We start from the raw sequence: 13333 nt of genomic DNA, 5'->3' as shown, positions 1-13333 counted from the left end.
TGATTTTTTTTTGCACAGGACGGATTAATCCGGAACGGCGGCTCGTTCTCTTGGCAGATGGCGAAAAACTGCATCGCCACAGAAGGAGAAACATCATGAAAAAGTCGATCACAAATATCTTCACCGCTACATTCACCATTGCGCTTTTGGCGACAGCGCCGGCATCGGCCCAGCTGCTCGGCGGCAGCGGCGGTCTCGGAGGCTCTTTGGGCGGTTCTCTGGGTGGCAATCTGGGCGGTAATATCGGTTCCGGAACAGACACGATCGGTCAGACGGGCGGAACCGTTACCGGACGCGGCGGGGTGACCAGCTCCACCCAGATTGACCGCACAGTCGACACCAAGACAGGCCGTGTGGCAACCGACGCCAGCAGCAGCTCGAGCGCGAATGGCTCGCTGCTTGGCGGCGTCACTAGCTCGAACGAGACAGTCAACGGAGCCGTTAACAGTGCCGCCAGTGGCTCTGCCTCCGGTTCCGCCAATGTCGGTACTGACACCACTTTGATCGGCACCGACGCCCTGCGCTCGACCACCGGACAAGCTGTCGGAACAGTCCGCGATAGCGTTGCGGGGGTAAAATCAACCACCAACGGCGCTGTTTCAACAGCAACCGCAACTGCCGGGAATACCGTCAACAGCGCTCAAAACACCATATCCCTCGGCGGCAGCATCGCTGCCAGCGGTAGCGCCTTGGCGATGGGTAATCTTGGCCAGCTCGCCGCTTCGGGCAGCACAGCGGCCAATGCCGATGGCATGTTTGCCGTTTCACCCGGAATGCCGATCGAAAACCCGAAAGGACGCGTGGTCGGCTATGTCCAGGATGTCCGCCAAACCGGTTCCGGTGTGGTCAGCGCGGTGGTTGTTGAAGCCGGAAACCGCACCGCCACCCTGCCCGCAGCTAATTTTGCCGGGTCGGGCGACGTGCTGGTCACCGGCATGAGCAAAGGTGAAATCAAGCAGGCTGCCAAGCAACAGGAACAGACGCCGCAAAGCGAAAGCAGCCAGTAAAATAATTGCTGGCGGGCTGTCCATGAGCGGAAGCCTCCACCCCCACAGACATCCGGCCGGCAAAGGGCGCGTCAGATCTTGATCTGGCGCGCCCTTTTCCATTCTGGACCGGTTTCAATCAGCCGCTTTGCGTTTTATGATTTCCGCGCAAGCAAATATCGCAATCATCAGCCCGATCCAGAAGACGATTGGAAAGGGAAAGGCATTGCCGAAAAGGAAACGCGCCATCAGCGTTAACGTCAGGGCGAGCGGCGTGCCGATGATGACGCCGTGCCAGGCACCCCGGAGGCGGGGCTCCTCAATGCCTCTGCGTCGGCGCTTGCCCAGCCAGATATAAGTGCCGGTGGCGCAGATTGCCGTCAGCGCCGCGCCGAACAAAAGATAGGCAAGCTTCACCGGCAGACCGCCAAAGGTTCCGAAATGCAACTGATAGGTTGAGGCTGCGGCCTGCTGTCCCCAGTCCCCGTCCGCAAGACCGGCCGTATGTTCAAATGTGCCATCGGCGCTGAACGCATAATATTCACCGAAGATCAACCGCCGGTCATGCTCGCCGACAATCTGGATATGCTGGCCCTTGGTCATCGGGTCGTGGAGAATGGCATAGGTCAGGTTCAGTTCGGGATAGGCTTCGGCCATATGCTCGAGCGCAGCCGCTACATCGGGGACTGGCGCGGGCCGCAGATCGGCTTCGCCCTCCTCGCCAAAGATCGGTCCGTAAACCGCTTCGACATCCCCCTGATAATCGTCAGCGGCGATAGCATAAGCGGTGATGCTGGCCAGTCCGATGAGCGCGCCGGTCAGCGCGATCGCAACGGAAAAGGGCAAGGTCCAGACGCTCAGGCGATTATGCCAGTCGGCCAGCCCCACGCCGCTGTCGTTGCGGGCATGCAAGCGAAAAGCGTCGCGAAAGATACGCGGATGGGCAACAACGCCGCTGACCGCGAGCGCCAGCATCATAACGCCCAAGATTCCCACGATCGTGATCCCGACCAGCACTGGCAGGTTGAGCGTATAGTGGAGCTTCACGACAAAGTCCGACCAGGCGATCTCTTCGGGTCCGGAAATGCTGCCATCCTGCGCCAGATAGACCGCCTGCGTATCCGTGGTAACCGCCGTGCGCGGTAGTTCCTTGTCCGGGAGGTGCACGTAAAGATGGGTCGTGCTCGGCTGGCCTGCCTCACTGGCGAGAACAGCCTCGACGCCGCGCTGCACCGCTTCGGGCGTTATCGACGCCATTTCCGGTGCATTCGGTTGCTCGACCCGTTGCAGTTCCTGATAGAAAACCGCAACCGTGCCGGTCAGCGACACAATATAAAGCAGCGCACCGGCGATCAGACCAATGGCTGCATGGGCGGAGAGAGACTTTTTAACCGTCCCCGGTTCGATGGTGAGGCTCATAGCGGGCTCCCTGTGACGAAAGCCGGAATGGCAGTGGCGATCGGAATAGAAAGAATGGCCAGCTGGCGTCTGCGGCCGTTGGTCATCGGGATGAGAAAGGCCAATATCGTCCAGCCGAGCGGCGCCGCGAACAACGCAAGCACGTTGGCATTGCCTTCACTGGCCCCCATCAGCAGCGCGAGCCATCTCGTGGTGATGGCCAGAGCGATGGACGAAATCATCGCGCCGAGCACGATCAGCAGAAAGGTAGTCACCCGGCCCCCGAGCCGTAACGGCTCACCGGCCTCGGGCAGCATCCCTGCCCTGCGGCTGGACGCTTTGCGTCTGGCTGGTGGCGACTTCCAGGCAGCGACGGCGAGCAGGACAAACGCCGCTCCCATCGCCCAGAGCGCCACGACCGATATCCCCCACGCGCCGGCCACAGCCGATCCCGCGGCAACAGAAGTCGCGAGGAGCAACCAGCCGGCGGCGTTCAGAAGCCACGAGCGGCCCGGTCTCGCCCAGGAAAAGCGCAAGACCAATAGGGCGGCAACCGCGCTTGCCGATCCGGCAGCGAAAAGCATCTCATCCGCCATCAGAAACGGTAGCTTACCGTGCCCATGATATTGCGTTCGCTGCCCACAAAACAATCGCCGCGCGCCAGACAGGCCGAATAATGGCGCTTGTCGAACAGGTTGGTGGCGTTGAGCGCAAAGCTCCAGTTGGCGTAGGTTATTTCCGCCAGCATATCGACCAGCGTGTAGGAGGGTGTCAGAACGCCGTCGGGAAAGGCCGGTCCGAACGACCGCTGCTTGCCGACATGGCGCACACCGCCGCCGAGCAGCAGCCTGGTGTCATTGCCCAGCGCGAAGCCCTTGGTCGTCCAGAGCGAGGCGTTGAATTTCGGCACATTGTCGAGCTGGTGCCCCGTGCCGTCCACTTCCGCCTCGTTATAGCTGGCGTTGGCGATCACGGTAAATTCGCCTGGCAAGGAGACATTGCCCTCGAACTCGACACCCTTTGAGGTCATTGACCCGATCTGGATCTGGTCAAACGGGTCGGTCGTGCTGTCATCCGAGACCGGCCGATTGCTTTCCTTGATATGATAGCCGGTGACGGTCATCAGGATATTGTCGGCCGGGTGGAATTTGATCCCCGCCTCGAACTGGCGGCCCGCCTTGGGAATGAAGGCGCTGCCGTCGCTGGCGGTTCCGGCGATCGGTTCGAAACTCTCGGTGTAGCTGAAGAAGGGCGAGACGCCTTCGACAATCTCGGCAATGATCCCGGCGCGGAAAGTCGTGGCCGCATCTTCCCGGCTCGCGCCGCCCATGCTCTGCGCGGTCGTCCAGTCACGCCGCGCACCGAGCACGATCGACACGCGGTCAAAGAAGCGCATCTGGTTCTGCACGTAGATGCCGAGCTGGTCCTGATCGACATCTTCCGAGACATAGGTCGGTGTCGGCAAGCCGCCACCATAATCGGAGAGCGCGTCATAATCGATATCGTAAATATCGATCGCCTCAAATCCGAAACCGCCCGTCTTGTGGACCGAATTAAAGCTGAAATCGACGCCGGCGAGCACAGTATGCTCGATATTCGAACCGGTGTTGAAGTTGAACTGGACATTATTGTCGGTCGAAAAAACTTCCATCCGCGCGATACTGCCGTCGACATAGAGGCCGATTATTCTCTGGTCTGCGTCCAGATAGGGGTTGGTCGGGTTGGAATAATTGTTCGGATAATGGGTGAAATAGGTCAGATCGCTGTCGATATAGCGCGCCTTGAGGTTGAGCTTTGCGGTATCCCCGAAACGATGTTCGAACAGCGCGGTCCCCTGCAACAGGCGGCCGTCATAGCGATCCCAGCCAGGCTTGCCGACAAACAGGCTGTTCGAAAGCTGGCCATTGGGATTGGGCAGGATTGTCCCCACCAGCGGCAGGAATTGCGATGTCGAACCGCTGTCATCTTCCTGGTACAGGCCGATGAACGTTATATCGGTATCGGGGGACGGCTTGAAGGTGATCGAGGGCGAGACCATCACGCGGTCATCCGGCACATAATCGGTTTGGGTGTCAGCGTCGCGAACGCGCGCCACGATCCGGGCAGCAACCGTATCACCGAGCGGACCGGTAACGTCGATCAGCGCTTCCTTGCGATCGAACGAGCCGTAGCGCAGCGACACTTCCCCGCTCGCCTCGAATTCGGGCCGCTTCGAAACAAGATTGATTATACCGCCCAGTGCACCTTGGCCGAACAGAACCGAGGCCGGACCACGGACCAGTTCCACCTGATCGAAATTATAGGGATCAGCGCGGATGCTGGCATAAAAACTGTAAATATCGCGCATGCCGTCGCGGAACTGGAGCGCATTGATCCCACGGACAAAGGCCCCGTCAACCCGGCTGTCGGGTCCGTAGGGATTGGCCGTCACACCGGACACATAATTCAGTGTGTCTCCGATGCTTATCGCGCCCTGAGCGAGAAAAAGCTCGTCGTCGATCACCGTAATCGGTTGCGGCGTCTCGATTACCGGCGTGTCAGTCTTGGTCGCGCTAAAGCCCTCTTCCTGCGCTCCGGTAACGATGATTGTCCGTTGTTCGGCATCTGCGTCTTCACTGGCAGCCAGCGCTGGCAATGGAGAAAGCGCGCTCGCGCACAGGATGGCAGTCTTCAAAAGTCGCATTGGTATCCCTCACATTACAATGTTCGAGATACTTACTATTGAGAATCATTTGCATTTGCAATAATAATTGAGTGGTTATTTCAACCGGTTGATATCTCTGTTCATTTCATGAGTTGTGAAGACATATTAGCAAATAGAAAATTGGACGACGAAGGACGAAAGCCATCCCGCAACTGACGATTGCCCGAACCGATCTCTCCATGCAGCAGAAAGGCACGCGTCCGAACCGGTGCAGCCCACCCCCGTCCGATCCCACCGAAGCAGTGCTTGCATATGATCGCAAAGCGCCTAAATTGTCAGCATGAACGCAGCAGACCCCTTCAAGTCCGGCAATCCCCTGCCGCCCAACACGCCCGATATTCTCGATGCGCGATTTGCCATTGGTGATGTTGTAAGACACCGGATTTTCGATTTTCGGGGCGTTATTTATGATATCGATCCGGTCTTCGCCAATAGCGAGGAATGGTATGAGGCGATTCCGAAGGATCTGCAGCCGCCGAGAGACCAGCCTTTCTATCACTTGTTCGCGGAAAACGCCGACAGCAGCTATGTTGCCTATGTCAGCCAGCAAAATCTATTGTGGGATGACAGCGGCGAGCCGGTTGGCCACCCCGATGTGGCGCGGCTGTTCCAGGCAACCGAGAATGGCAAATACAAGCTGCATCAAATCCACCGGCACTAGGCTTTCCGGCAACCGTCAGCCTCTGGTCAGGACTTGATCTTCCAGCCCGATTTCAGCAGAAAATAGCAGATCAATGTCAGGCCGATGTTGATCGCCAGCAGAATCAGCGCGCCGAGAATGACCGGCGAATCGGCCTCGGCGAGAAAGCCGTAGCGGAAACCGGATATCGCGTAGAAGAACGGGTTCGCATGGCTGACAGCCTGAAACGCCGGCGACAGGCGCTCGATCGAATAGAATGTGCCGGAGAGCAGCGCCAGCGGCGCGACCACGAAATTGGTGACCGCAGCAGCATGGTCGAATTTTTCCGCCCAGATCGAGGTCAGCACGCCGAGCAGCGAAAGCATCGCAGCCCCCATCAGGCCGAACCAGATCACTGCCCACCAGTGGGACACACCGACATTGACGCCGGGCCAGAAGAACATTGCCAGCCAGACCGCGAAACCGACCAGTATCGCCCTCGTCATCGAGGCTGTGACCAGCGCCGCCAGCAATTCTCCGACCGACAATGGTGGCGTCAGATAATCGACGATCGTCCCCTGGATCTTGCCGACCAGCATCGAAAAGCTGCTGTTGGCAAAGGCATTTTGCAACATGCCCATGCAGATCAGGCCGGGCGCGATAAAATCGGCGAAGGGTACACCCAATACGCTATGATCACCGCGCCCCATGGCGACGGTGAAGATGACCAGAAACAACAGGGTCGTGATCGACGGCGCCCACACGGTCTGCAACTGGACCTTGAAAAATCGCCGGACCTCTTTCCAGTAGAGCGCAAGAAAACCGGCCCAGTTGACACCACGGATGATGGGCGTGCCGGGTTCGGCAAATTGTACCGTGCGGACAGGGCCGCCGGTCGTCAGATCTTTTTCGGGTTGGTCGAGCATAGGCACATCGCCTATCGGCTCGCAGCGTCAATCACAACCCCATATCGTGCCAAAACCGTGCCGGCATCAGGCCATTTTCATGCCAATATCATGGTTGTATAATCACCCTCTCGACCCTATATCGCCTGTAACTCAAGATAATTAGGACTTTGCATGGCTTGGACTGACGAGCGGATCGATTCGCTGAAGAAAATGTGGGAAAAAGGCCTGACTGCCAGCCAGATCGCGGAAGAACTGGGCGGCGTCAGCCGCAATGCCGTGATTGGCAAGGCGCACCGCCTTGGCCTGAAATCCCGACCGTCTCCGGTGAAAGCAAAGCCACAAGCCAAAAAAGCCGCCAAACCGGCACCCAAACCGAAAAAGCCGCCGACGAAAAGCCCGACCACGGCCAAGCCGAAGGAAGAACATGTGGCGCGTCGCGCCATGCCGCCACCAACGCCGGCAGCCCGGACCCATGCTGCACAACAGGCGCGGCAGCCCAAGCATGACGGACCGAAAATCGTTTCCGTCGGTCCTGGCGGCTTTCTGCGCCAGGGGCCCGGCGACCAGCAGGCGCCGATCCCGCCCGCACCGCCACGTCGGCTGGTTCCGGCCAAGCCGAGCGAGGAAATTGCCGACAAGACGAGCCTGCTCGACCTGAATGACAAAATCTGTCGCTGGCCGATCAACCATCCCGGCGAACCCGATTTCCATTTCTGCGGCGAGGAAGTGAATCCCGGCTTCCCCTATTGCGTCGAACATTGCGGACGGGCGTTCCAAGCACAATTGCCACGTGGTGCTCGCCGTGCCCCCCCACCGCTGCCGTTCGGTGGCCCGCGGGTCCGCTGAACCGGCATCCAAATTACGAGAATTTTCAACGCACTGGCCAGAGACATCATAAGTCTCTTGCCAGTGCGAGTCCTGCGCTCTTATAGGATCGAACATGTCTGATGATCTGTTCGGTTCCAACCCGCCAAGCCAATCCAAATCCGGTGACTATGATGCCTCGGCCATCGAGGTTCTCGAGGGGCTGGAACCTGTCCGCAAACGCCCCGGCATGTATATTGGCGGCGTCGACGAACGGGCGCTTCACCATCTCGCGGCAGAAGTCATCGATAACAGCATGGACGAGGCCGTTGCCGGTCATGCCAGCCGGATAGAGATCACTCTGGACGCCGACAACCGCCTGACGGTCAGCGACAATGGGCGCGGCATTCCGGTCGATCCGCATCCGAAATTTCCCGGAAAATCGGCACTTGAGGTGATCATGACGACGCTCCACTCGGGCGGCAAATTTTCCGACAAGGCTTACGCGACATCGGGCGGCCTGCACGGCGTTGGCGTGTCCGTGGTCAACGCCCTGTCGTCCGAAACAATCGTCGAAGTGGCGCGCAACAAGACGCTGTATCGCCAGTCCTTTTCCAAGGGTATCGCCACATCCACACTGGACGAAGTCGGCACCACCCCGAACCGTCGCGGCACCAGCATAGCTTTCATTCCAGACACCGAGATTTTCGGCGAAGGAAACCGGTTCAAGCCCTCGCGGCTATTCAAGCTGGCCCGTTCCAAGGCCTATCTCTACGCCGGCGTCGAGATCCGCTGGAAATGCGACGAGAGTCAAGTCAGCGATGATGTTCCCGCAGAAGCGGTGTTCCAGTTCCCCGGCGGTCTGTCCGATCATCTGCGTGAACAGCTTGCCGGACGCGAATGCGTCACCACCGACTTTTTTGCCGGCAATCAGGATTTTCCCGACAGCCAGGGCCGGGTCGAATGGGCGATCACCTGGCCGATCTGGACCGACGGCAGCTACAGCTGGTATTGCAACACCATTCCGACTCCCAATGGTGGCACCCACGAAACCGGCCTGCGCAACGCTCTCGTCAAGGGATTGCGCAATTTTGGCGAACTGGTGCAGATCAAGAAGGCGTCCCAGCTGACCGCCGACGACATTATCTCCGGTGGTGAAATGATGCTCTCCGTCTTCATCCGCGATCCGCAGTTCCAGAGCCAGACCAAAGATCGCCTGACCTCACCGGAAGCGTCAAAGCTCGTCGAGAATGCCGTCCGTGACCATTTCGACCATTTCCTCACCGACAATATGGACCGCGGCAAGGCCTTGCTTGGCTTTGTCATGGAGCGGATGGACGAGCGGCTGAAACGCAAAGCGGAGCGCGAAGTCAAACGCAAGACCGCAACCTCGGGCCGCAAGGTCCGTCTGCCCGGCAAGCTGACCGATTGTTCGATCGGCGACCCCGAAGGCACCGAATTGTTCATCGTCGAAGGCGACAGCGCCGGCGGCTCCGCCAAACAGGCGCGCGAACGCAAGACGCAGGCGATCCTGCCCATCCGCGGTAAAATCCTCAACGTTGCCTCCGCCAATAATGCCAAGATCATGGCCAACAGTGAAATTGCCGACCTGATCCTCGCGCTGGGCTGCGGCACGCGCAAGGATTGCCAACCCGACAATCTGCGCTACGAGCGGGTCATCATCATGACCGACGCCGATGTCGACGGCGCTCATATCGCCACCCTGCTGATGACCTTTTTCTTTCAGGAAATGCCGGAGTTGGTTCGCCGCGGCCATCTTTACCTGGCCCGGCCACCGCTTTATCGCATCAGCGCCGGCGGCAAGAGCCTCTATGCGCAGGATGATGCGGCGCGTGTGAAAATCGAGAGCGGACCGTTCAAGGGCAAGAAAGTCGACGTCAGCCGTTTCAAGGGTCTCGGCGAGATGAACCCTTCGCAGCTACGCGAAACCACCATGGACCCGGATACAAGGTCGCTGTTCAAGGTCACCTTACCGCCGGAATATGAACAACGCGCGGGGGTCAAGGATCTGGTCGACCGGCTGATGGGCAAGAATCCCGAACATAGGTTCAATTTCATCCAGCAGAACGCGGCCAGCCTTGATGAGGATGTGATCGACGCCTAGGGAACAGGGTCTGAGCCAGAACAGCAGCGGGAGATGATCGTGCGGTTCCTATATGTTTTCGCACTCTGCCTGCTTCCCGTTTCGCTTGCACAGCCGTTAGGCGCAGCAATAGCCCAAACAAAATCTTCGCTCTCTCCCCAGCTATCCAATCGGGCCAATGATGTGTTGCGCCTGTTGCGGAGCGAGCCCATCGAGACCGTGGTGTTCGACGAAAATTTCCGCAACGCCGTGCCCCCTGCCCGGTTTCGCGCCATCGTGCAGCAGGTGACGGAGCAGCACGGGCAGCCGCTTGCAATATCTTCGATCGATGCGCGAAACGCCAATTCAGCGGTCCTCACGGTCCGTTATACGCGGTCTATCGGAACGGTGAATATCGATCTGGAGACTGGTTCACCGCATCGCATATCGGGGCTGCAACTGACCGGATTCGAGGCGATCGGCGATAATATCGACGAGGTCGTGGCCGCGATCGATGCCCTGCCCGGGCGTCAGGGTCTGCTGGTACAGGCGCTGGATGAACCCGCCCGCCCGCCAATCGCCGCGCTTGATCCCGACGGCCGCTTTGCCATCGCTTCAGCCGTCAAACTCTATATATTGGCAGAACTCGACCGGTCGATACAGGCGGGCGAACGGCAATGGTCAGACGTCGTGGAGCTGGGGCCCAAATCCCATCCCTCGGGCATCAGCCAGAATTGGCCCGACCGGTCTCCTGTCACGCTGCACACGCTGGCCACCCTGATGATCTCGATCAGCGACAATAGCGCCACCGACACCTTGATCCGTGTCATCGGACAGGACAATCTGGCCGCGATCGTACGCGCCGCCGGACACCACAACCCAGACGACCTGCGCCCGCTGCTGATGACACGCCAGGCGTCGGCCCTGAAAATGCCGGTCCATGCACATAGGCGGGAACAATATCTGAACGCCAGCCCCGCCGAGCGCGAACGGCTGCTCGCAGAGTTCGACAGCGCCCTGACCCTGGACAGCCTCGATTCCCGCATATTGACCCACAAGCCCGCTTTCATCGATCAGCTGGAATGGTTTGCCAGCCCGGCGGATATCGTCAGACTACTCGACTATCTGCGCGTGAACGCGAGCGAGGAGAGCAAAACAATCTTGGCGATCAATCCCGGAATTGGTCCGGATGCAGCGGAAAAATGGGATTATTTCGGCTATAAAGGCGGATCGGAACCCGGCGTACTATCCTTCAATTTCCTTCTGCGGTCCAAGACGGGGGAAAATTACGCCCTTTCCGTTAACTGGAACAATGTGGAACTGTCGGTGCGGGAAAGCGACTTGCTCACCCTGACCACGCGTCTGGTCAATCTGCTCGCAGAACAATAGCCAAAAGGCCGGAAGGCTATGCGTTGGCCAGAGCCTCGACCAGCGCTTTCACCTTTTTCTGCCGCCATTGCGGAAGCGGCGCCATCAGCCAGTAACCGCGCGACGACACGCTGTCTTCGCCGATAATCTCGATGCGGCCCGCCGCCAGATCGCGCTGAACCAGCATTTTCGGTACCCAGGCATAGCCGAAGCCATTGGCCGCCGCCTCGATCGCAAGACCGCCATCGGCAACCCGCATCAGGGTTTCTTCCCCTTCGGAAATCGGGCATCCCGGCCAGTCAATCTTGTTGCCGCCCTTGAGACCCGGCGCAGCAACCTTCACGAATATGGTATCGCCGAGCATCTTGCCCTCATGCTGTCCCGGCCCGTCGCCCAGCCAGATCGCCACATCGAGATTGGCTTCGGTAAAATCGATTTCATTGTCCGCGGCGACCAGGGCGAAACTGGTATCCGGATTGTCGGCAGAAAAGGCGGATAATCGCTCGTTGAGCCATTTCTGGGTAAAGTCGCGCGGTGCTGCGATGGTCAGCTTGTGCGACGACTGGCCCGATTGCATGGCGCGGACGGCTTCCTCGAACTGCAGGAAACCGGAGCGCAGGGCATCCAGCCCTGCCGCCGCTTCGTCGGTCAGTTCGAGCCCCTTGGGCGTCCGGCGGAACATGACCACGCCGAGCATGTCCTCGAGCGCCCGGATCTGCTGGCCCACAGCCGCCGGCGTGACGGCCAGTTCATCGGCCGCCTTGGTGAAGCTGAGGTGCCGCGCAGCCGCATCGAGCACGCGCAGCCCGTTTAATGGCAAATGGGTGCGCTTCATTGTTCGACCGTCGGTTCGGTTAGCGGGAATTGGGGAATGCGAACTTCAAAGGCCGGGGGCGTGCTGCCGACCATGACAAAATGTCCTTCCATCGAACCATTTGGCGTGTTGAGTGGGCATCCGGACACGTAGTCATGCGATTTCCCCGGCTGGATAACCGGCTGTTCACCGACCACACCATCCCCGTCGACCATCTGCATGCCACCCCGTGCGTCGCTAATCTGCCAGTGCCGCGTCAGCAGTTGGACCGCAGTGTCCCGATGGTTTTCGATCCGCACATGATAGGCCCAGAACCAGCGGCTGCCCTCGATATCCGACTGTTCGGGCAGATAGGTCACCGAGACGCGCACGGTAACCCCGTCGGTGGTTTCGGCAAAAGGGAAGAATGATTCCATGCGCATGATATAGAGTTAAAGCCCGACCGACGAAAGGGCCTGATCCAGGTCAGCGATCAGATCGATCGGATCTTCCAGTCCGACATTGATTCGCAACATGTCCTCTGTGATACCGATTTCCACTCTGGCCTCTTCACCCAGCCCGTGGTGGGTGGTCGAAGACGGGTGACACATCAGCGACCGGCTGTCGCCGATATTGTTTGAAATATCGATCAGCTTCAATGCGTTGAGAAGAGCATGCGCCCGCGCGCGACCGCCGCTGACATAGAGCGAGAAGATCGGACCGGCGGCCTCCATCTGGCGCATCGCGAGATTATGCTGCGGGTGGCTGGGCAGACCGGGGTGGAGAATTTTCTCCACCCGCTGCTCCAGAAACCTGCCCACTTCCTCCGCATTGTTGCTCTGCCGCCGGATCCGGAGGTCTAGCGTTTCCAGACCTTTGAGCACAACCCACGCGTTGAACGCGCTCAGGGTCGGCCCGGTATTGCGGGTAAAGGCGAGCAGCGGGCCTTCGATAAATTCTTCGGTACCGCAGACCGCGCCAGCGAGAACACGGCCCTGCCCGTCCATCATCTTTGTGGCGCTATAGGCGACCACGTCGGCGCCATATTCCATCGGCCGCTGCAGCACATTGGTGGCGAATGCGTTGTCGACGACGCTGGTGATGCCCTTGGATCGTGCCAGATCGCAGACGCTGCGGATATCGATAACATCCATCGTCGGATTGGCCGGCGTCTCAAAGAAGAACACCTTGGTCTTCGGGGTGATCGCCTTTTCCCAATTTTTGATATCGCGGCCGTCAACCACGGTCGTGTCGATCCCGAATTTGGGCAACAAGCTGTCGGTCAGCCAGCGGCAGGAACCGAAAAGGGCGCGGCTGGCAACGACATGGTCTCCCGCTTCCAGCTGACAGAGCAAGGCGGCGGTCATCGCCGCCATGCCCGATGCGGTCGCGCGGCAGGCCTCGGCCCCTTCCATGATCGCAATCCGCTCTTCGAGCATCTGCACCGTCGGATTTTGCAGGCGGCTGTAGGTCATGCCCTCCTGCTCGCCGTTAAAGCGGGCGGCGGCATCCTCGGCGCAATCGTAGCTATAGCCCGATGTCAGGAACAGGGCTTCGGATGTCTCGCCAAATTCGCTGCGCATCGTGCCGCTGCGGATCGCTTGCGTCGCCGGACGCCAGTTCTTGGTGGTTTCGCGGTTGCGGCCGGTATTTCTTTTCATGACCCTGTC

At 59.4% G+C, this 13333-nt stretch carries 12 protein-coding genes; 5 read left to right on the top strand and 7 right to left on the bottom strand.

The window, feature by feature from the left end:
• Window positions 1-95 precede the first annotated feature (95 nt).
• On the top strand, window positions 96-1007 hold the full coding sequence (locus tag BOSE62_RS02500) for a hypothetical protein (RefSeq protein ID WP_159641261.1): 912 nt from the start codon (window positions 96-98) through the stop codon (window positions 1005-1007).
• Window positions 1008-1121: 114 nt separating this feature from the next.
• On the opposite strand, the gene BOSE62_RS02495 is transcribed toward BOSE62_RS02500, so the two are convergent.
• From BOSE62_RS02495 to BOSE62_RS02485, 3 genes are read right to left on the bottom strand one after another with little or no spacing between them, the layout of a single operon-like run.
• Window positions 1122-2405: a PepSY-associated TM helix domain-containing protein gene (locus BOSE62_RS02495; protein WP_159641258.1), complete on the bottom strand. Its 1284-nt coding sequence runs from the start codon at window positions 2403-2405 to the stop codon at window positions 1122-1124.
• Window positions 2402-2968 carry a hypothetical protein gene (locus tag BOSE62_RS02490; protein ID WP_159641255.1) on the bottom strand — a complete coding sequence of 189 codons (567 nt, stop codon included), beginning with the start codon at window positions 2966-2968 and terminating at the stop codon, window positions 2402-2404. The genes BOSE62_RS02495 and BOSE62_RS02490 overlap by 4 nt, the downstream gene beginning before the upstream one ends.
• A gap of 11 nt (window positions 2969-2979) precedes the next feature.
• Window positions 2980-5067: a TonB-dependent siderophore receptor gene (locus BOSE62_RS02485; protein ID WP_159641252.1), complete on the bottom strand. Its 2088-nt coding sequence runs from the start codon at window positions 5065-5067 to the stop codon at window positions 2980-2982.
• Window positions 5068-5368: 301 nt separating this feature from the next.
• On the opposite strand from BOSE62_RS02485, the gene hspQ reads away from it, so the two are divergent.
• Window positions 5369-5749, top strand: a complete 381-nt coding sequence (hspQ, locus tag BOSE62_RS02480) for a heat shock protein HspQ (protein ID WP_159641249.1) — start codon at window positions 5369-5371, stop codon at window positions 5747-5749.
• A gap of 26 nt (window positions 5750-5775) precedes the next feature.
• Here the strand turns inward: hspQ and BOSE62_RS02475 are convergent, their stop codons facing one another.
• On the bottom strand, window positions 5776-6633 hold the full coding sequence (locus BOSE62_RS02475; RefSeq protein ID WP_159641246.1) for an ABC transporter permease: 858 nt from the start codon (window positions 6631-6633) through the stop codon (window positions 5776-5778).
• Between the two features lie 153 nt (window positions 6634-6786).
• Here BOSE62_RS02475 and BOSE62_RS02470 point away from each other — a divergent pair, with 153 nt between their 5' ends.
• From BOSE62_RS02470 to BOSE62_RS02460, 3 genes are all read left to right on the top strand, one after another.
• On the top strand, window positions 6787-7461 hold the full coding sequence (locus tag BOSE62_RS02470; RefSeq protein WP_159641243.1) for a GcrA family cell cycle regulator: 675 nt from the start codon (window positions 6787-6789) through the stop codon (window positions 7459-7461).
• Between the two features lie 94 nt (window positions 7462-7555).
• Window positions 7556-9544, top strand: a complete 1989-nt coding sequence (gene parE / locus BOSE62_RS02465) for a DNA topoisomerase IV subunit B (protein WP_159641240.1) — start codon at window positions 7556-7558, stop codon at window positions 9542-9544.
• Window positions 9545-9706: 162 nt separating this feature from the next.
• On the top strand, window positions 9707-10891 hold the full coding sequence (locus tag BOSE62_RS02460; RefSeq protein WP_159641237.1) for a serine hydrolase: 1185 nt from the start codon (window positions 9707-9709) through the stop codon (window positions 10889-10891).
• A gap of 16 nt (window positions 10892-10907) precedes the next feature.
• On the opposite strand, the gene BOSE62_RS02455 is transcribed toward BOSE62_RS02460, so the two are convergent.
• Genes BOSE62_RS02455 through BOSE62_RS02445 form a run of 3 tightly spaced genes read right to left on the bottom strand, consistent with a single transcriptional unit; the run spans window position 10908 to window position 13324 of the window.
• Window positions 10908-11705, bottom strand: a complete 798-nt coding sequence (locus tag BOSE62_RS02455; RefSeq protein ID WP_159641234.1) for a LysR family transcriptional regulator — start codon at window positions 11703-11705, stop codon at window positions 10908-10910.
• Window positions 11702-12100, bottom strand: coding sequence for a Co2+/Mg2+ efflux protein ApaG (apaG, locus tag BOSE62_RS02450; RefSeq protein WP_159647858.1), 399 nt, complete (start codon window positions 12098-12100; stop codon window positions 11702-11704). The genes BOSE62_RS02455 and apaG overlap by 4 nt, the downstream gene beginning before the upstream one ends.
• A gap of 15 nt (window positions 12101-12115) precedes the next feature.
• Complete coding sequence (locus BOSE62_RS02445) at window positions 12116-13324, bottom strand: trans-sulfuration enzyme family protein (protein WP_159641231.1); 1209 nt, start codon at window positions 13322-13324, stop codon at window positions 12116-12118.
• Window positions 13325-13333 lie beyond the last annotated feature (9 nt).

Source organism: Sphingorhabdus sp. 109 (assembly GCF_902506555.1).
Classification (GTDB): Bacteria; Pseudomonadota; Alphaproteobacteria; order Sphingomonadales; family Sphingomonadaceae; genus Parasphingorhabdus.
Note: the sequence above shows the minus strand (reverse complement) of the source record. Positions and strands in the feature narration are given on the sequence as shown.

Coding starts and splice junctions, on each gene's coding strand:
- BOSE62_RS02500 (WP_159641261.1), top strand. CDS start 96: ATGAAAAAGTCGATCACAAATATCTTCACCGCTACATTCACCATTGCG.
- BOSE62_RS02495 (WP_159641258.1), bottom strand. CDS start 2,405: ATGAGCCTCACCATCGAACCGGGGACGGTTAAAAAGTCTCTCTCCGCC.
- BOSE62_RS02490 (WP_159641255.1), bottom strand. CDS start 2,968: ATGCTTTTCGCTGCCGGATCGGCAAGCGCGGTTGCCGCCCTATTGGTC.
- BOSE62_RS02485 (WP_159641252.1), bottom strand. CDS start 5,067: ATGCGACTTTTGAAGACTGCCATCCTGTGCGCGAGCGCGCTTTCTCCA.
- hspQ (WP_159641249.1), top strand. CDS start 5,369: ATGAACGCAGCAGACCCCTTCAAGTCCGGCAATCCCCTGCCGCCCAAC.
- BOSE62_RS02475 (WP_159641246.1), bottom strand. CDS start 6,633: ATGCTCGACCAACCCGAAAAAGATCTGACGACCGGCGGCCCTGTCCGC.
- BOSE62_RS02470 (WP_159641243.1), top strand. CDS start 6,787: ATGGCTTGGACTGACGAGCGGATCGATTCGCTGAAGAAAATGTGGGAA.
- parE (WP_159641240.1), top strand. CDS start 7,556: ATGTCTGATGATCTGTTCGGTTCCAACCCGCCAAGCCAATCCAAATCC.
- BOSE62_RS02455 (WP_159641234.1), bottom strand. CDS start 11,705: ATGAAGCGCACCCATTTGCCATTAAACGGGCTGCGCGTGCTCGATGCG.
- apaG (WP_159647858.1), bottom strand. CDS start 12,100: ATGGAATCATTCTTCCCTTTTGCCGAAACCACCGACGGGGTTACCGTG.
- BOSE62_RS02445 (WP_159641231.1), bottom strand. CDS start 13,324: ATGAAAAGAAATACCGGCCGCAACCGCGAAACCACCAAGAACTGGCGT.